The organism is Klebsiella sp. F11 (assembly GCF_056712265.1).
In genome coordinates this window covers 3,696,647-3,713,953 of record NZ_CM160060.1, presented here as the reverse complement: position 1 = coordinate 3,713,953, position 17,307 = coordinate 3,696,647, and the positions used below count along the sequence as shown (strand labels likewise).

The following is a 17,307-nucleotide window of genomic DNA, read 5'->3' as shown; positions in this document are numbered from 1 at the left end:
AAGCCCCATTTTGTGGGGAGCAATGTGTTAACAGGGGGCAAGGGATGTTGCTAAAAAAACGGTATGGTCGTCAATTGTCGGCGCTGAGCTTGAGCCTGGCTTTTGCATTTGCTCCACTGTTCAATGTCCAGGCCGAAGAGCCTGAAGTGGTCCCTACGGACAGCTCCGCGACGCCGGGAGAGCCCTCGTCTGCGCTGCTCCAAAACGTCGGTCAGTCTGCCGCGGTGGCGAAAATGGCCGGCGAGCAGCCGCTGGCGGCGGACGTCGCCGCGAAAAGCCGGACTGAGATTGAAGCGCTGCTTCCGGCGAGCTATCAGCCCGTCTTTATGAACCCGCTGGTCTCGCTGTACGCGGCCAGGGATATGAAGCCGATGTGGGATAGCCGTGAGGCGGTACAGGCGTTCCAGCAGCAGCTGGCCGAAGTCGCTATCGCCGGCTTCCAGCCGCAGTTCACCACCTGGGTGAGCCTGCTGACCGATCCCGCGGTGAGCGGTATGGCGCGCGATATCGTGCTGTCCGACGCCATGATGGGCTACCTGCATTTTATTAGCGGTATTCCGATTCAGGGTAACCGCTGGTTGTACGGAACTAAACCCTACGTCATGGCCACGCCGCCGCTATCGGTTATTAATCAGTGGCAGCTGGCGCTGGATAACGGCTCTCTGCCGCAGTTTATTGCCGGGCTTACGCCGCGTCATCCGCAGTATGAGGCTATGCATCAGGCGCTGCTGCAGCTGGTGGCCGATTCGCGCCCGTGGCCGCAGATGACCGGCAGCGGGTCGCTGCGTCCGGGGGAGTGGAGCAATGATATCGGCGCGCTGCGCGAGATATTACAGCGTACCGGCATGCTGGATGATTCGGCGAAAATTACCCTCCCGGGCGACGTTGTCAGCCCATCGGCGGGCAACAAAGGCAAACCGGCCACGCGCGGCATTTACGATCGCCAGCTGGTTGAGGGCGTTAAGCGCTTTCAGGCCTGGCAGGGGCTGGGGGCAGATGGCGTGATTGGCCAATCCACGCGCGACGGGCTCAACGTCTCGGCGGCGCAGCGCGCTGGCGTTCTGGCGCTCAATATTCAGCGCCTGCGCCTGCTGCCGGGCAATTTGTCGACCGGCATTATGGTGAATATTCCGGCCTTTTCGCTGGTCTATTACCAGGACGGTAGCCAGGTGCTGGCCTCGCGGGTGATCGTCGGTCGTCCGGACCGTAAAACGCCGATGATGAGCAGCGCGCTGAATAACGTGGTGGTCAATCCGCCGTGGAACGTGCCGCCGACGCTGGCGCGCAAGGATATCCTGCCGAAGGTGCGTAACGATCCGGGCTATCTTGAACAGCATGGCTATACCCTGATGCGCGGCTGGAACAGCAAGGAGACGATCGATCCTTATCGCGTCGACTGGTCGACCATCACCGAGAACAATCTGCCGTTCCGCTTCCAGCAGGCTCCGGGCGCGCGTAACTCGCTGGGGCGCTATAAGTTCAACATGCCGAGTTCGGACGCTATCTATCTGCACGATACGCCGAACCACAATCTGTTCCAGAAAGACGTACGGGCGCTGAGCTCCGGCTGCGTGCGCGTAAATAAGGCCTCCGAACTGGCGAATATGCTGCTGCAGGACGCGGGCTGGAACGATACGCGAATTTCCGCCGCGCTTAAGCAGGGCGACACCCGCTATGTGAATATCCGCAATAATATTCCGGTGAATCTTTATTATCTCACCGCGTTTGTTGGCGCTGATGGACGGACACAATATAGAACAGATATTTACAATTACGATCTCACCGCGCGATCTGGCGCACAAATTCTGGCAAAAGCTGAACAATTAATCAGGTAAATGAAGTAGTTCAACGGATCTCGTTGTCCTAACTCTGGATGAAAACAGGCGCTGTTCGTCTACAGGGCCCGTTTTCTCTGGGGTTAGGCCGCCTTGACGTTGGCAATAATGCCCGGTAAGGTGCCTTTCGTGCGCCAGAAGTGCATATTACACAACACCATTAAAACTGCATTGAGGTGATGAGTCCGGGAACCTCCTGACGCTGTCTTTAGTAAGCGCGCGGGGGAATAGACATCGCCAATAAAGAGGCAGCTTGAAGGATGGCGTGTATATTTCGATTCATTTACTTGTAGACCTGATTATCATGGACAAATTTGACGCTAATCGCCGCAAACTGCTGGCGCTAGGTGGCGCTGCGCTAGGTGCCGCTGCCATTTTGCCTGCGCCGGCATTTGCCACCCTCTCGACCCCCCGACCGCGTATTTTGACGCTGAATAACCTGCATACCGGTGAATCACTCAAAGCGGAATTCTTCGATGGCAGAGGCTATATTCAGGATGAATTAGCAAGACTTAACCATTTTTTCCGTGATTTCCGCGCGAATAAAATAAAGTCCATCGATCCGAGCTTATTCGATCATCTTTATCGCCTGCAGGGATTACTTGGCACTAATAAGCCTGTCCAGCTGATCTCCGGCTATCGTTCCCTCGATACCAACGATAAGCTACGTGCACGAAGCCGTGGTGTAGCTAAACATAGCTATCACACCAAAGGCCAGGCTATGGATTTTCACATTGAAGGCATTTCGTTGAGCAATGTTCGCAAAGCGGCGTTATCTATGAGCGCCGGTGGTGTAGGATACTACCCACGTAGCAACTTTGTGCATATTGATACCGGTCCGGTAAGGCACTGGTAACGAAAGGAGCGTCATGAACTATCGTATTATTCCGGTTACCGCTTTCTCCCAGAACTGTTCTTTAATCTGGTGTGAGCAAACCCGACTTGCTGCGCTGGTCGATCCCGGCGGTGATGCAGAGCGAATCAAACAGGAAGTAGCGGCAGCGGGCGTGAGCCTGATGCAGATTTTGCTCACTCACGGTCATCTCGACCACGTTGGCGCGGCGGCCGAGCTGGCGCAACATTACGGCGTGCCGATTATCGGGCCGGAAAAAGAAGATGAGTTCTGGCTGGAGGGGCTTCCTGCGCAAAGCCGGATGTTCGGCCTGGAGGATTGCCAGCCGCTGCATCCTGACCGCTGGCTTAATGAAGGCGACGTCGTCAGCGTGGGGAACGTTTCTCTGCAGGTGCTGCACTGCCCGGGGCATACGCCGGGGCACGTCGTGTTCTTCGACGCCGCGTCGCGGCTGCTGGTTTCCGGCGACGTTATCTTCAAAGGCGGCGTCGGGCGCAGCGACTTCCCGCGCGGCGACCACGGCCAGCTGATCGAGGCGATTAAACGCAAGCTGTTGCCCTTGGGCGATGACGTGACGTTTATCCCCGGCCACGGGCCGATGTCGACGCTGGGTCATGAACGTTTGCACAATCCTTTCCTGCAGGATGAAATGCCGGTCTGGTAACCATACCGGACGCTAAATAGAAAAAAGGCCGCGGATGCGGCCTTCTTTTTTAGGCGACTGCGGCGTTACAGCACGGCGACGATCGCTTCACACAGCGGCGCCATATTGTCCGGCGTCATGCCGGCAACGTTAATGCGCCCGGAAGCCACGGCGTAAACCGCGAACTCTTCGCGCAGGCGCAGAACCTGCTCTTTGGTCAGGCCGCTAAACGAGAACATGCCGTTTTGCTTAATGATGAAGGAGAAGTCGCGGTTAGCGCCTTTTTCCTGCAGGGTATTCACGAACAGCAGGCGCATACGCTGAATGCGCTGGCGCATGTCGGTCAGCTCCTGCTCCCAGATAGCGCGCAGCGCATCGTTGCTGAGGATCGTTGCTACAACGGCAGCGCCGTGCGCCGGCGGGTTGGAGTAGTTCGCGCGAATCACCGACTTCATCTGGCTGAACGCGCGGTCGACGGTGTCGCTGTCGCTCGCCACCAGCGTACAGGCGCCCACGCGCTCGTTGTACAGGCCGAAGTTCTTCGAGTAGGAGCTGGCAACCAGCAGCTCTTTGTGCAGCGCGGCAAAGGCGCGCAGGCCTTCCGCATCTTCTTCCAGGCCGCGGGCAAAGCCCTGATAGGCGAAGTCGAACAGCGGCAGCCAGCCTTTATCAACGGAGAGCTGCGCCAGCTGCTGCCACTGCTCGAGGGTCGGATCGATACCGGTTGGGTTATGGCAGCAGCCGTGGAACAGAACAACGTCGCCAGCCTGCGCTTCGTTGAGGCTGGCCAGCAGGCCGGCAAAGTCGAGAGTGCGGTTAGCCGCATCGTAGTAGGTATACTCGCGAACCTCGAGGCCGGCGGAATTGAATACGCTCTTGTGGTTCGGCCAGCTCGGATTGCTCACCCAAACGCGCTTAACGGCGGTATTTTTTGCCAGGAAATCGGCGGCAACGCGCAGGCCACCTGTGCCGCCCGGGGTCTGGGCAGTGCGGGCGCGCTTATCGCTGACGATCGCGCTTCCTTTACCGAACAGCAGCTCCTGCGTGCATTGACCAAATTCCGCAATACCGTCGATACCCAGATAGTTTTTGGTGGTCTCATTCTCCAGCAGATATTGCTCTGCCTTCTTCACGCTGGTCAGGACCGGGGTTTTACCCGTTTCATCTTTATAAACGCCAATTCCGAGGTTAATTTTTGTAGGACGGTCATCGGCACGAAACAGATCGGCCAGGCCCAGAATAGGGTCGGCAGGGGCGGCAGTAATGTTCTCAAACATGACGAGGTTCCATTGTGATTACTGAAGGGAGTTGCGCTATCAGGTTAACGGGAGAATTGCCAATTGCCAACCGTTTGCGACAAAAAGCGCGAAGGTTTTGCAAAGTTACGATCTTTGCCTTAGTAACGCAGAAAAGCAGGACCGAAGTCCTGCTTTTTAGGCATATCACGAAGGGGTGTAGTGATTAAAACTTAGAACTGGTAAACGATACCCACGGCGACGGTGTCGTCGGAGTTCACGCCCAGCTTGTTGTCGCTATCGATCTGGTTGATCTGGTAGTCAACATAGGTGGACATGTTTTTGTTGAAGTAGTAGGTCGCGCCGACATCGATGTAGTTGATGTAGTCTTCGTTACCCACGCCTTCAACGTTTTTCGCTTTAGATTTGTAGTAAGCGATGGACGGACGCAGGCCGAAATCGAACTGGTACTGCGCAACGACGGAGAAGTCCTGAGTCTTGTTAGCAAAACCGTCGGTAATGCGGGTCGCATTGCGGGTTTCACCGTACAGCGCTGCCAGGTAGATGTTGTTTGCGTCATATTTCAGACCAGTTGCCCACTGCTCAGCTTTATCGCCTTTACCGCGAGTCAGAGCCTGCTGTGCATCGGTACGATCCGCTGCGCCGTATGCGCCGACAATGCCGAAGCCGTCGATGTCATAGCTCAGAGAGGTTGCCCAGCCGTCGCCGTTAGAGCGGGAAGCGTCTGCGTGCTCGTTTTTGCCCAGGTACTGTACGCCAAAGCTCAGGCCGTCAACCAGACCAAAGAAGTTGGTGTTACGGTAGGTTGCGAGACCGCCGGTACGACCTGCGAAGAAGTTATCGCTGGAGCCGGTGTCGCCGCCGAACTCAGGCAGCATATCGGTAATGCCGATTGCGTCATAAACCAGGCCGTAGTTACGACCATAGTTGAAGGAGCCTGCATCGCCGAATTTCAGACCGGCGTAAGCCAGACGAGTTTTGTTACCGCTCTGAGCGTCGCTACCTTCGGTGTTGTTACCCTGGAAGTTGTATTCCCACTGGCCGAAACCGGTCAGCTGATCGTTGATCTGAGTTTCACCTTTGAAACCTAAACGAGCATAGGTCTGGTCGCCGTCGTTATCCTTGTTGTCAGAGAAATAGTGCAGACCTACGGTTTTGCCGTACAGATCGAGTTTGTTGCCGTCTTTGTTATAGATTTCTGCAGCGTTAGCTGCACCGGCTACCAGCAGGGCAGGGATCACCGCTGCCAGAATATTGCGCTTCATCATTATTTATTACCCTCATTAGTATTTTTATATGAACACTTGCCACTGCCGCCAATACATTCTGTCAATGAAAGTTTACAGAACCATTGATGATAGTTTGGTGTCTGAAGGCATCTTTCCATCCGCGACATCGTTTCGCTAGCCGGAAAATGCTACCAATGTCGTATATGGGTAACAATTGGAAAGTGTATGTAACAAAATATGAATTTTGGGGAACTTTGTGAACTCAATCAAAATTCCATTCCACTTTGCGTATAAAACCGCCGTTGCTTATATATCTATATGAATTAATTATGATTAATTTAGATAAATGCCGATTTGTGCATTTTGTGGCTGGTTTTTGCTTCTTTTTTACGCAGCGTTTGTCTTTGCATGTTGTGCGGTGTGTGGTTAAAAAATGAGCAAAATAATCAGGTATTTCGCCCATGAATGAACATAAGGTGCGCTTTCTCGTTTCGGTGGGGGTCGAAATAGTGAGTAACATAAATGTGAAGCAGAGGGCTTGATGTTTAAATTTCTTAATGTTTGTTAACGAAAGTTGACATAAAAAAGGCCAGCTTACGCTGACCCTTTTTACAAAGCGGGAATAATATTTAGAACGTCGCGCTGCGCGGGGTGCGCGGGAACGGAATCACGTCACGAACGTTCTGAACGCCGGTTACGTAAGCAATCAGACGCTCAAAGCCCAGCCCGAAGCCGGAGTGCGGAACGGTGCCGTAGCGGCGCAGGTCGCGATACCACCAGTAGTCTTCTTTATTCAGACCCATTTCCGCCATGCGTGCGTCGAGGACGTCCAGGCGCTCTTCACGCTGTGAGCCGCCGATAATTTCCCCGATCCCAGGGGCCAGAACGTCCATTGCGGCGACGGTTTTGCCGTCTTCGTTAAGGCGCATGTAGAAGGCCTTAATATCTTTCGGATAGTTTTTGACCACCACCGGCGCTTTAAAATGCTCTTCCGCCAGGTAGCGCTCGTGCTCGGAAGAGAGGTCTACGCCCCAGTAGACCGGGTTTTCGAACGGCTTACCGCAGTTTTCGAGGATCGTTACCGCGTCGGTATAATCAACCTGGGCGAAATCGGCAGAGACGAAACGCTCAAGGCGATCGATCGCATCTTTATCCACGCGCTCGGCGAAGAATTTCATGTCATCCGCGCGCTCTTCCAGTACGGCCTTGAAGACGTACTTCAGCATCGCTTCCGCCAGGCCCGCGACGTCGTTGAGGTTGGCGAACGCCACTTCCGGCTCCAGCATCCAGAACTCCGCCAGATGGCGGCTGGTGTTGGAGTTTTCGGCACGGAAGGTTGGGCCGAAGGTGTAGATTTTCGACAGCGCGCAGGCGTAGGTTTCGCCGTTCAGCTGGCCGGATACGGTAAGGAACGACTCTTTGCCGAAGAAGTCCTTATCGAAATCCACTTTGCCCTGGTCGTTACGCGGCAGGTTTTCCAGATCCAGCGTGGAGACGCGGAACATTTCGCCGGCGCCTTCGGTATCCGAGGCGGTGATCAGCGGGGTAGAAACCCAGAAGAAGCCCTGCTCGTCAAAGAAGCGATGCAGCGCCTGCGCCAGGGTATGACGCACGCGGGCAACCGCGCCAATCAGGTTGGTGCGCGGACGCAGGTGGGCGACTTCACGCAGATACTCGATGCTGTGGCGCTTGGCGGCCATCGGGTAGGTATCGGGATCTTCGACCCAGCCGGTAACTTCTACGCTGCTGGCCTGAATTTCGAAGCTCTGGCCCTGGCCCTGCGAGGCCACGACTTTACCGGTGACGATAACCGAGCAGCCGGTGGTCAGACGCAGCACTTCCTGATTGTAATTGGGAAGAGAATTACTAATAACGGCCTGTACAGGATCAAAGCAGGAACCGTCATAGACGGCCAGGAAGGAAAAGCCAGCTTTTGAATCTCGGCGGGTACGTACCCATCCGCGGACGGTGACTTCGCTGTCAACCGCAACACGGCCCTGGAGTACGTCGGCTACAGGCACAACGCTCATAATAGTCTCTCTATTCGTAGTCCAATAAAAATATCTGTATCCCCCGGCAATCGGGGGATATCTATGTTACCTGTCATCTTCCATCAGACAAGCAGATTTCGCACCGGGAGCGGGAGTTTTCGGAAATAAATAAGGAACAAGGAGCCAGAACGGCTCCTTAGGGTGTTTAACTGGCCTTTTTAATCGGCGGCAGGTCGAAGGCTTCGCGCAGGGCGCGTACGAACGCCTTATCGTGACAGATGGTTTTGCCAGGGCTGTCAGAGAGCTTGGCCACCGGCTTGCCGTTGCACTCCACCAGCTTAATCACGATATTGAGCGGCTTAACCTGTGGAATATCGCAGGTTAAGCGCGTACCGATGCCGAAGCTGAGATTCACCCGCGATGAGAAATGACGATACAAATCGACGGCTTTCGTCAGGTCGAGGTTATCGGAGAAGACCAGCACCTTGCTCAACGGGTCGATGCCCAGCTTCTGATAATGGGCGATGGCTTTCTCACCCCATTCAACCGGTTCTCCGGAGTCGTGGCGCAGACCCTGATAGCGTTCGGCGAATTCCGGGCCGAAATCACGCAGGAAGGCGTCCATCGTAATGCAGTCGGTCAGGGCGATGCCCAACTGGTCCGGATACTCTTCCAGCCAGGCGGCAAGGGCCGCGCGCTGGCTGCTGGCAAGGTTAGGGCTGATCTGCTGATGGGCCTGGAACCACTCATGCGCCTGAGTGCCCATCGGCGTCAGATGCAGGCGCCGGGCCAGGTCGTAGTTGCTGGTGCCGGTAAACCACGGCTCCTGCTGCAGGCGTTCGACGATAGCCTGCTGGACTTCGCGCGAGAAGCGACGGCGGGTGCCGAAGTCCATCAGGCGGAAGCGGCTCATATCGATATCGGCGGTGATATCCCGGAAGTCGCTCAGCTTGCGCTCGAGGGTCTCCAGCGCCAGCTCAACGCCGATTTCCGGCGAGCGGTAGCGGTGAACCAGCTCGCTGATCACCGCCAGCAGCGGGACTTCCCACATAATGACTTCGCGCCAGGGGCCGGAAAGGCGAATATTCAGCTTGCCGTTGTCGTTGCTGACGCTGACCTGCTGCGGGTCGTAGCGGAAATCGCGCAGCCAGTCGAGATAATCGCGCGCAAAGAACGGCAGGGTCGACAGCCAGTGATACTCATCGTCCTGCAGCTTCAGATCGCGCATAGCCTCAACCTGCTCGCGAATCGCATCGGCGTAGATGCCGAGCAAATCATCCCCGCGGCAGCGGAACTCCGCCGCAACGTGTACATCGTTATAGCGGTGGAAGACGGCCTGCTGCATGTGCAGCTTGTAGGCATCCGTATCAAGCAGCGAGTGCAGTACAGGAGAAGTGAATTGTGTCATGGTGCGCGGTAGCATCCTCTCACTGGAGCGTTGCCATCAAAACCTGGGCAGAAAAAAGGAGGCGGAGTTATAGCTTTATTCCCCGACTCTGTCCCGCTGTGAAGGTCGATGGCGACGCTGACGGTCATTTGCGAGGCCTAGTTTAATATATTGAACACGGATCACACCACAAGCTTTGCACCGGGTCGAGCGCATTTCGTGCCTCCTGTGTTATCAATATGTAGCATGGTGATATGTAACATAATGATATTTCGATACATTAACCATTCAATGCAATGTCATGGGGCAGGGATGGGGCAAAATCAGATAGTTTCTGGTTCAAAAGCGCCACCTGCTCCGTGTTTTTTTCCGCCATCCATTTTCCATACACCTTGTAAACCATCTGCGCATCTGCGTGACCCATTTGCGTTGCGATAAAGTTTGGATTTGCGCCAGCTGACAATGACCAGCAGGCGTAAGTATGTCTCGTCTGATAAGCGTTACGGTGTCGAAGGCCGGCGCGCTTAATGTGAGCATCCCAAATTTTCTTTATCGACCCGACAGCATAATGGTCTCCTGCAAGATAGTTCCTCCCTGTAAGTCGCGGATCAAACACAAACGTGCATTCGTGCTTTTCCTTTCGTCCGTACTCCCGGAGGTTTACTTCTACCTCGTGCTGTTTACCAAACCTTGTCATCTCGGCCTGGCTGCGAAGTGCTTCTATTGCTGGTTCGATCAAGAAAACAACCCTGTTCGTACCAGCTTTAGTTTTTGGCATGGTAAATTCATTTGTGGGCGTGAAGTTCCTCCTGATCATCATCGTCCCTGCTTTCAGATCGATATCCTCCCAGGCCAGTGACGCCAGCTCTCCATGACGAATGCCGGTGTATACTGCAAGGGCCCATATGTTCCTTATCTGAGTATGCTTGCAACTATCAAGCAGTCTCAGAAACTCATCTCTCGAAAGAGGATCCGGGTCTGGGCGACTTCTCGTTAAAGCTGATATACCGTTAAACGGGTTTTCTGTCGTGTACCCACTCGCTACAGCAAAATTGAACATTCCTGAAATAATGGTCATGTAGTTGTTAACGGTGGGTACCGTTCTTCCTTTTGATGGCTTATGCCCTTTTTTAGGCACCTTCCACCCCGTAAGAAGCTCCTTCCTGATAAGCAGCAAATCCTCTCTGTTAACTGAAGAGATGAACCTGTCACCACCGATCCTTGGCACCATGTTTTTCACAATGGACACATAACCAACAAATCCGTTGCTACTCATCTCTATTTTTTTGAGTTCAAGCCATTTCTCAGCAATTTCGCTTACTGTTATTTCCTTTTTCTCAACCCCGAATTTTTTCAAGTTAAGGGATTCGGGAAACTGACTGGCATTGTTGAAGTTACCCATTTTAATTGAGAAACATACTGAGCTTCTTAGCTCGCCAGCCGTCTTTCTGTTTTTTGGAGTATCAGGAACGCCAAGGTTTTCCCTAACCCTGACACCCTGATAAATGAACCATATGCGAAGTGAACCACCATGGTTCTCAACGCCAGTTGGATATGACGATTTAGCCATTCTTCCTCCCTGGCGCCCAAGAGCATGTTAAGAATATCTCTTTCAGCATGAATGAGCACCAGGCTGTTTCGACGACTGACGCTCTATCCACTGATTTATTGCTTCCAGGTTATACATGCATTGGCTGTTAGGGTTAGGATCGCCATCAGGTGATACATGCATATACTCCCGGCCAACGAACCAGGAGTTCTTTCTGGCTCTCTCGATTGTTCCAGAACGAAGGCCGGTAATTTCTGTGAGTTTCTTTTCTGTAACCCACTTATTGGGCATCAGTTTAATTACGTCGCTCATATACTCTCCTGAATCAGGCCGCGTGATCGGTGCGCAGCCTGTTTGATTGTTACACTAATGCCTGACCTGGTAAGCGCCGCAGCCGCCGGGCGCAGTTCATGGCTGTGGCCACGTAGCTGCAACGCCGGTTCACGACCTCGACCGTAATTTTCGAACCCTGCACGACAACCGTGTAGGTCCGCTTTGTTTTCTGGCGCCCATACTCTCCGTAGAGCTCGACGTGTTTGGCCAGCGCCGCATCGCATGCCTGGCGCCCCAGCGGAGACTGCTTGCTTCGGTTTATCAGTCGCATGCTCACCTCACACAAAGACGTCAACGGGATCGCCGACGGCGCGTGCGTTGTCGTTCGCTTCACGGCGAAGTCCCAGCACATAGCCAACCGGATCCCAACTGGACAGAATCGCGTTGAGCTCTTTCTGGCTATGCCAGGTCGTAAGACGCATTTTCAGTCCAGTGGCGCAGGCGCGAACATTCGCCCGAGTGGGGCCGGCCATCTTCATGCACAGGCAGAGAGTTAGCAGCAGATCGGAATACTCATCGGCGGCCGCACGTAAAGCCGCCGGGTCAATGCTGGCTTCCAGCTCGGGTAATCGATGTTTGAGGCTCATGCTGCACCGCCTTCAACGCGCGCAAAATTAATTACCCAGACCCAGGGGTTAGCGTTCCAGTTTTCTTGCCCATAGATCGATTGCCACAGGTAGGCAAAGGCATCTGTCGCGTCAGGCTCTGGATTAGCGCAACCGCATGGCTCAGATTCCCCGCAATTGAGGCAGCCGCCGTCAATAATTCCCTCTGATCGCGCATCCTCCTCGCTGATATCGTTAAGCCGCTCAACCCGCACGTCTGTGATTTCCAGCAGAATGCGGCTGGCCCAGCGCGGCATGTGGATTGATGGACGCCATTTAGCCGTGCACACCGTCTCCTTGCGCATTTCATCAATCCAGTCATGGTCGGCGCGATAAGTGAGAAGACCGCTGTATTTGTTCCACGTCTCCCGTACCCATATGCGATCGCCTACAGCACCAAAGTGGCACGGATGCCAGTAATCGCACGCGTTCTCTGCATCTTCGCTCCAAGGCCATTTGCTGCCATCGTCAAGCTCCGCAATTTCGGTTGCCCGAGTCTGTCTCCATTTGATAGGGCGCCGGGTCTGCGTTTTCCGGCCGTCCAGCAGCGCCTGCACCATTTCCCCGTTGAAAATCATTCCGCGCTCAGTCATTCCATGCCTCCAGCTCGTTCTGAATTTCATCGTCGATTTCTTCAGTGGTGGCTTCTTCGTTCAGAAAGTCGCGCGCCTCCTTGAGATACTGCTCCCTGCGTTCGTCATACCAGTTCGAGAACTCTGGTGACCAGCCAACAGCAGAGCCGTCGAAATCAACTTTGGCGTTGCGCTCAGCCATACTCTCAACCATGCAGTAGGCAGTGATCAGCCCGGATTCGCGGATATAACCGCGCAGATCACGCTTGCGCCATACCGTGCTAAATTTCGAGTCGCAGCGGTCTTTAAATTCAACCTGCCAGCGGCGGATGCAGCGTGCGTTTAGTGATTTGCTCATATCATTACCGGGAGGGCGAACCCTCCCGCCTCCCTTAGCCCACGTATTCCGGTTTCATGTCGTCCAGGGTGATACGGAACTGGTCGTACAGTTCATCGCCCAGGTGACGTTTGGCTGCATTGAGGGTGCCTTCCGCTTTAGCAAACAGCTCTTCGGCCTCCGGTTCGCCGGGGTTAGGAAGGGAATTGATCGCGGCTTCAACCTTGTTGCGGGCATCGACCAAGTAGTAGCGCTTCACTGCCTTATTTTTCAATTCAGTAAATAGCGCGATACCCAGCAGTGCCTTCTGTGACTCAATATCGGCGCGGATGGCTTTCGCCTGGTCAACGGAGCTGGCGGCATCGATGCGATCGCGTATTTCGTCTGCAACCGTATCAACGTTAGTTGCTGATTCCTGCGCACTGGCCGTAGCACCTACTGCGCTAGTGATCTCGCTTAGCGTGATTTTTTCTGCCTGAGCCGGGTTGATTATTTTTTCCTCGCGCTCGTCAATCTCGTCTGCGGTATAGACGCCGAGGATCACATCCGGGCAATAGAGTCGCGCCCAGCGTTTAACAGCGAGATATGCTAACTGCTGACGAGGGTCGGTGGCCCATAAAGTTGAATTACGGACCTGCGCCTGATACAACATAAGCACCAGCTCGCGCGGTTCAGACTCACCTTTAAGCGTTGCCCAAGCGCGAACGCCCACTCCAGCTTCGTCATTCAAATTCCAGCCCGGAGCGATGTACTTTTTGTTCTGGCTGCTTGTTTTCTCCACGAAGCGGCCAACGATGTTTTCCCACGCTCCGAACCATTCAAAGTGAATACGGTCTTTCGTTGGTGCCATTGTGTTGATCACCGCATTGACGAGCTGAGCTTCGTACCCAAGGACCCCGGAATTACCGACGATGAAAGTTTTTTGGGCGACGGCGAATGGATCCATACCCCAGCGCGCTGCCTGCATAACAACTGCCATGCAGGAATCAGGCTTGCCGCGGTAATGTTCAGGAACAAAATTACCGCTGTTTGCCATCACCTCAGATATTTTCAGGAGGCGGTTAAATAATTCGCCATTCGTCAGAATCGAAATGTTGTCGATTTTCTGGGTCTGGTTATCAGTCGTAGTCATTAAATTGGACATAGTTATTTCCCCCTTAAGCCTGTACGCGCAGCGCTTCGACACGGCGCACATCAAAATCGTTGAGCTCTTCGGCGTAGTCTTCGGTGATCGGCGCCGGCCACTCGCCTGTGTCGAAACCGTGAGCTATGGCGCGCATCGCTTTGCGGTATTCCAGTATGCCGAGTTCCAGCAGCTCTTCGGATGCCTCAATGATGGCGATCCAGTGGTAGTTCTCGTCTTTGTTGACGAAAATCCAGAAGAACTGATCGAGGGCTGCGGTTTCGCAGTACATTGCTGCGCTCAGGTGGTAGTCGCGCTCGATGATTTCCCGGTGCAGTTTGGCGCGTAGACCTTCCTGTTTGATGTTCCACATGCTGATGGTCTTCAGGTCTGCGCCAATGCGCAGGCCTCCCATGTCGATCTCAAGGTCAGGGCGCACACGGATTTCCAGTCCAGTCTCTTCATCGATACCGAAATAACTCACCTCTACTGCGCGGCTCGGGTGTGTCAGCAACTTGCCGGCGGTCGGGTGATTCAACAGTGCTTTCTGAATGGCCAGCGCAGTGCTTAGCTGCTGACGGGTAACCAGCACTTTTCCTTCCGGGTTCTCGCGCCAGGCATCCAGCAGTTCGTCGGCAAACACGGCATCCGGCTTAACCGATTTCACAACCTGAATGAGATCCGTTTTGGTACCGGAGACTTTCAGTGGTTGCGGCTTCTGGGCTTCCTGTGCGACCAGGTCAGGGTTAATGATTGCCAACTGTTCCAGCAATGCGTCGCGGCTGCCGCTGGTTTTAATCGGCGCGGGCAGGATGGCGTTGTATTCTTTGATGCAGGCTTTCATCGCCGTAGCCGTATGCTTAGTCCCGTTTTCGATGCGCTGGAACTCTTCCGGGAGTTGCTCATATGACGCATAGGACTCGTCAACGGATGCCCCAAGCGGGAACGGCGCGGGCAGGGTGGCGTTATGTGCATCCAGCAATGCTTTGATATCGTCACTGCTCAACAGTGCCGGCAGAGTAGCGTTGTATTCGTCGATATAAGCGCGGATCGTCGCAGTGGTGGTAAACGCACCTTCCGGGATTTCCGGCTCAACGCTGAATTCTTTGTCCATATCGTCAGGCTGCAGCGCCAGCGCATGCACCAGATTCCCCATATCCAGAACCAGCGATCGTACTTTCTGGATGGTTTTGGCAACGTGGCGCGCTTCGAAATACATCAGGCTGATCCGCGCATCTTTAATCTGCGTCGAGCTGATACCGTTGGCGGCGTGATAAACCTCATTCGGCAGACCTTCGTAGCGCCCCGGCTCGAAAGACTCAGGCCACTCCGCCTTTAACTCTTCAGCGGTCGCGCTGAGTTCAGGCTGTGCTTCCGCCGGGGTTACGGCATCTGTTTGCGCAGCAGTTGCATCAGCGCTTTCGCCTGTTGAAACCGCAATGTCAATTTCGTTTTTGACCGGCTGAGCCGCTTCCATCTGCACATTGCTGGTGGCCTCTTCTTTGGTGCTTGTTGGGGCAGGAGAGGCCATCAGGCCTTCAATGGAGAACTTGCCAGCGCCGAGGTTGGAAACTTCAGGCTGTTTGGTTTTGGTCAGGTCTTCACTGACCCATTTTGGATCTGCCGGGTCGCTAATGCCCTCGACAAATTCACCGCGTTCGGCGGCCAGCAGTTTGCTGGTTTCATCACCTGCCGGATCTTCAACAACAGCGCCTTTGTTGGCGATAGCTACAGTTTCGGCTGCCGGCTTGTCATGAACGCTTTCTGTTAGGCTCGAATTGATGTAACGACGCAGGCTGTCAGGGAAATGATGGACGTTATCGCCAGCACCGCGGATCATGGCGAATATTGCTGCGCGGGAATAATCAAGGATGCCTGGTGTTTTTCGCAGCGCGGCCGACCATTCTTTCCACGGACTTTCTTTGGCTGCAATGATGTCTTTTGCACGACGATGAACCGAAACCGGGAAATCGTAGATATCAAAATCCATTGGCAGCGTTGCGAGTGCAATCTCCTGATCCAGCGTATCCAGAGTATGGTCATAATCCGGGTTACGGTCTGTCGTGTTGCCGCCGCCGGCGTTCGTACCGACATCCGTGCGCTGCACTGTGCTAATACGGTTGCCTGAGACCCATTCTTTAACCAGAAGGCCACGGTCAATATGTGGAGTTTCCATCCAGACTTTCAGGAAATTAAGCAGCAAGCCGAGCTCAGTCCGCTTGTCTTCGGGAAATACTTTTTTAACGGCGTCGGTTAATTTCCAGAGGTTGGCTGTCGAGAGTTCGTCGATCTCAGGAATACTACGCGTAACCAGCAACAGGTTCTGGATGTAGTTATTGTCGGTGTCCATTTCCAGCGCGCCGATTTGGATCCGCTGCCTCTGGGTGACATGGTGAGTCATGGCATCACTGATGAATTGCGAGATAACCCGCTGCGGGCGACGGAGCTGCGCCACCGGATAAAGGGTGTTTTTATCATCGTCTTCAGTGATATCGGCATTACCGGTGCCGGACTGGCCATCCAGAACTTCACCGGTCGAAGTATCGACACCATCTACGATGACAGCCCCGCTATCCGGGGTCTCTTCTTCCTGGTGAAATGCATCGGCAGGAACTGCGCCCGCCTTTAACTGCCAGGTGCGTTGGTCGTCGGCGAGCTCGTAACGAGTGCACCATTCGAAATCGAGCACGCCTTCCGCCGGCAGGTCGTTAAAGACCGGGAAATCGGTGCGGATCGGCTTATTGTAGTCATGACCACGGCCCGTTTCGATTCCCGCATCTTCCAGGTCTACTTCGAGCTGCAGGTTAGCGCGAGCTTCAGATTTTGCGGTGCGCCAGATAACGCCGTCAGGTTTACCTGATTTTTGAGTGGCCCTTATCAGATTAAAAAATTCCATGTCGTTGCCTCGATTTTGGATGTTAGAATCCACGGGCCATTGATAGCGCCCATTGGGTGTTCATTGGTTTTGGGTAATTTCCGGTGTACTTTGGTCGGTGGCACCGGACGTACAGCCCGCTTCGGCGGGTTTTACGTTATGCCTCGTTGGCCATCTGGTCGTATTGACCACAGAGCTTCGAGTAATACGTTCTTTCTCGTGGCGCCAGCTGCGAACCGTGAATGATGAGGATGGTCATTTTCACTTCTGTACCTTCCTCGATAGGCTTGCGGCAGTACGCGCAGTGTTTCTGCATCGTGCCTCCTACATCTGCGCCGTGAATGCGGCGGGGTGCTCTTCCAAAATGCCCTTCAGCGGCAAACATTCACCTTTAACTCCCTGCTCAACAGCGGCCTTCTTGCACTCCGATTCGCTGTCATAAACACCGAGCAGAACATCCTGATTCCCGCCAGTTAGCATGCCGACGGTGAGAATCAGCGCGAACATCGTGCTCATGACGGGTCACCTTTCTGTGCCAGCAGGTAACAAACCCGGCGAATGAAAACGCTGACCGGACCTAAGCGAACAGCCTGCTGACGAGCGGGCTTACGTGCGAAATCAACCATGAAATAACCCCCATCAAAGGTTTGTAACTAACAGCCCAGAAGATGAGCCCGAGTGCTGCCGAAATGACCATAGAGCGAATGCCGTTTTTACTC

General features: G+C 54.3%; 17 protein-coding genes and 1 pseudogene. 3 read left to right on the top strand and 15 right to left on the bottom strand.

Annotation, left to right across the window (positions count from 1 at the left end):
- Positions 1 to 44: 44 nt before the first annotated feature.
- From ldtD to AC1M2H_RS18465, 3 genes are all read left to right on the top strand, one after another.
- A complete protein-coding gene (ldtD, locus tag AC1M2H_RS18475) occupies positions 45 to 1,835 on the top strand; it encodes a L,D-transpeptidase (protein WP_480148515.1) in 1,791 nt (596 codons plus the stop codon).
- Positions 1,836 to 2,139: 304 nt separating this feature from the next.
- The gene (gene mepK, locus AC1M2H_RS18470; protein ID WP_480148514.1) at positions 2,140 to 2,691 is read left to right on the top strand and encodes a peptidoglycan L,D-endopeptidase MepK; all 552 of its coding nucleotides are present in this window, start codon (positions 2,140 to 2,142) and stop codon (positions 2,689 to 2,691) included.
- Positions 2,692 to 2,704: 13 nt separating this feature from the next.
- Positions 2,705 to 3,352: an MBL fold metallo-hydrolase gene (locus AC1M2H_RS18465; RefSeq protein ID WP_480148513.1), complete on the top strand. Its 648-nt coding sequence runs from the start codon at positions 2,705 to 2,707 to the stop codon at positions 3,350 to 3,352.
- Between the two features lie 65 nt (positions 3,353 to 3,417).
- On the opposite strand, the gene AC1M2H_RS18460 is transcribed toward AC1M2H_RS18465, so the two are convergent.
- The 15 genes and pseudogenes from AC1M2H_RS18460 to AC1M2H_RS18390 form a co-directional block, all read right to left on the bottom strand.
- Positions 3,418 to 4,608, bottom strand: a complete 1,191-nt coding sequence (locus AC1M2H_RS18460) for an amino acid aminotransferase (RefSeq protein ID WP_480148512.1) — start codon at positions 4,606 to 4,608, stop codon at positions 3,418 to 3,420.
- A 191-nt stretch (positions 4,609 to 4,799) separates the two neighbouring features.
- Positions 4,800 to 5,855: a porin OmpF gene (gene ompF / locus AC1M2H_RS18455; protein ID WP_480148511.1), complete on the bottom strand. Its 1,056-nt coding sequence runs from the start codon at positions 5,853 to 5,855 to the stop codon at positions 4,800 to 4,802.
- A gap of 590 nt (positions 5,856 to 6,445) precedes the next feature.
- Entirely contained in the window at positions 6,446 to 7,846 is a 1,401-nt protein-coding gene (asnS, locus tag AC1M2H_RS18450) for an asparagine--tRNA ligase (RefSeq protein WP_480148510.1), read from the bottom strand.
- Positions 7,847 to 8,012: 166 nt separating this feature from the next.
- Positions 8,013 to 9,215, bottom strand: a complete 1,203-nt coding sequence (gene pncB / locus AC1M2H_RS18445) for a nicotinate phosphoribosyltransferase (RefSeq protein WP_480148509.1) — start codon at positions 9,213 to 9,215, stop codon at positions 8,013 to 8,015.
- Positions 9,216 to 9,474: 259 nt separating this feature from the next.
- Positions 9,475 to 10,764: a tyrosine-type recombinase/integrase gene (locus AC1M2H_RS18440; RefSeq protein WP_480148508.1), complete on the bottom strand. Its 1,290-nt coding sequence runs from the start codon at positions 10,762 to 10,764 to the stop codon at positions 9,475 to 9,477.
- Positions 10,765 to 10,806: 42 nt separating this feature from the next.
- The gene (locus AC1M2H_RS18435; protein WP_480148507.1) at positions 10,807 to 11,055 is read right to left on the bottom strand and encodes an excisionase family protein; all 249 of its coding nucleotides are present in this window, start codon (positions 11,053 to 11,055) and stop codon (positions 10,807 to 10,809) included.
- 49 nt (positions 11,056 to 11,104) lie between these two features.
- Positions 11,105 to 11,347, bottom strand: coding sequence for a DUF4060 family protein (locus tag AC1M2H_RS18430; protein WP_480148506.1), 243 nt, complete (start codon positions 11,345 to 11,347; stop codon positions 11,105 to 11,107).
- Between the two features lie 7 nt (positions 11,348 to 11,354).
- Positions 11,355 to 11,663 carry a DUF7740 domain-containing protein gene (locus tag AC1M2H_RS18425; RefSeq protein WP_480148505.1) on the bottom strand — a complete coding sequence of 103 codons (309 nt, stop codon included), beginning with the start codon at positions 11,661 to 11,663 and terminating at the stop codon, positions 11,355 to 11,357.
- Positions 11,660 to 12,274, bottom strand: a complete 615-nt coding sequence (locus AC1M2H_RS18420; protein WP_480148504.1) for an ASCH domain-containing protein — start codon at positions 12,272 to 12,274, stop codon at positions 11,660 to 11,662. Before AC1M2H_RS18420 ends, AC1M2H_RS18425 begins: the two co-directional genes overlap by 4 nt.
- Positions 12,267 to 12,611, bottom strand: coding sequence for a hypothetical protein (locus AC1M2H_RS18415; RefSeq protein WP_480148503.1), 345 nt, complete (start codon positions 12,609 to 12,611; stop codon positions 12,267 to 12,269). The genes AC1M2H_RS18420 and AC1M2H_RS18415 overlap by 8 nt, the downstream gene beginning before the upstream one ends.
- Positions 12,612 to 12,645: 34 nt before the next feature.
- Positions 12,646 to 13,734, bottom strand: a complete 1,089-nt coding sequence (locus AC1M2H_RS18410; protein WP_480148502.1) for a RecT family recombinase — start codon at positions 13,732 to 13,734, stop codon at positions 12,646 to 12,648.
- A gap of 13 nt (positions 13,735 to 13,747) precedes the next feature.
- Positions 13,748 to 16,609 (bottom strand): RecE family exodeoxyribonuclease, encoded by a 2,862-nt coding sequence (locus tag AC1M2H_RS18405; protein ID WP_480148501.1) that lies wholly within the window; start codon positions 16,607 to 16,609, stop codon positions 13,748 to 13,750.
- Between the two features lie 136 nt (positions 16,610 to 16,745).
- Positions 16,746 to 16,904: a YdaE family protein gene (locus AC1M2H_RS18400; RefSeq protein ID WP_480148500.1), complete on the bottom strand. Its 159-nt coding sequence runs from the start codon at positions 16,902 to 16,904 to the stop codon at positions 16,746 to 16,748.
- 8 nt (positions 16,905 to 16,912) lie between these two features.
- Positions 16,913 to 17,104, bottom strand: a complete 192-nt coding sequence (locus AC1M2H_RS18395) for a DUF1482 family protein (RefSeq protein WP_480148499.1) — start codon at positions 17,102 to 17,104, stop codon at positions 16,913 to 16,915.
- A pseudogene (locus tag AC1M2H_RS18390) lies at positions 17,101 to 17,214 on the bottom strand (hypothetical protein); the annotation flags it as partial. The gene AC1M2H_RS18395 and the pseudogene AC1M2H_RS18390, both read right to left, overlap by 4 nt.
- Positions 17,215 to 17,307: the final 93 nt, after the last annotated feature.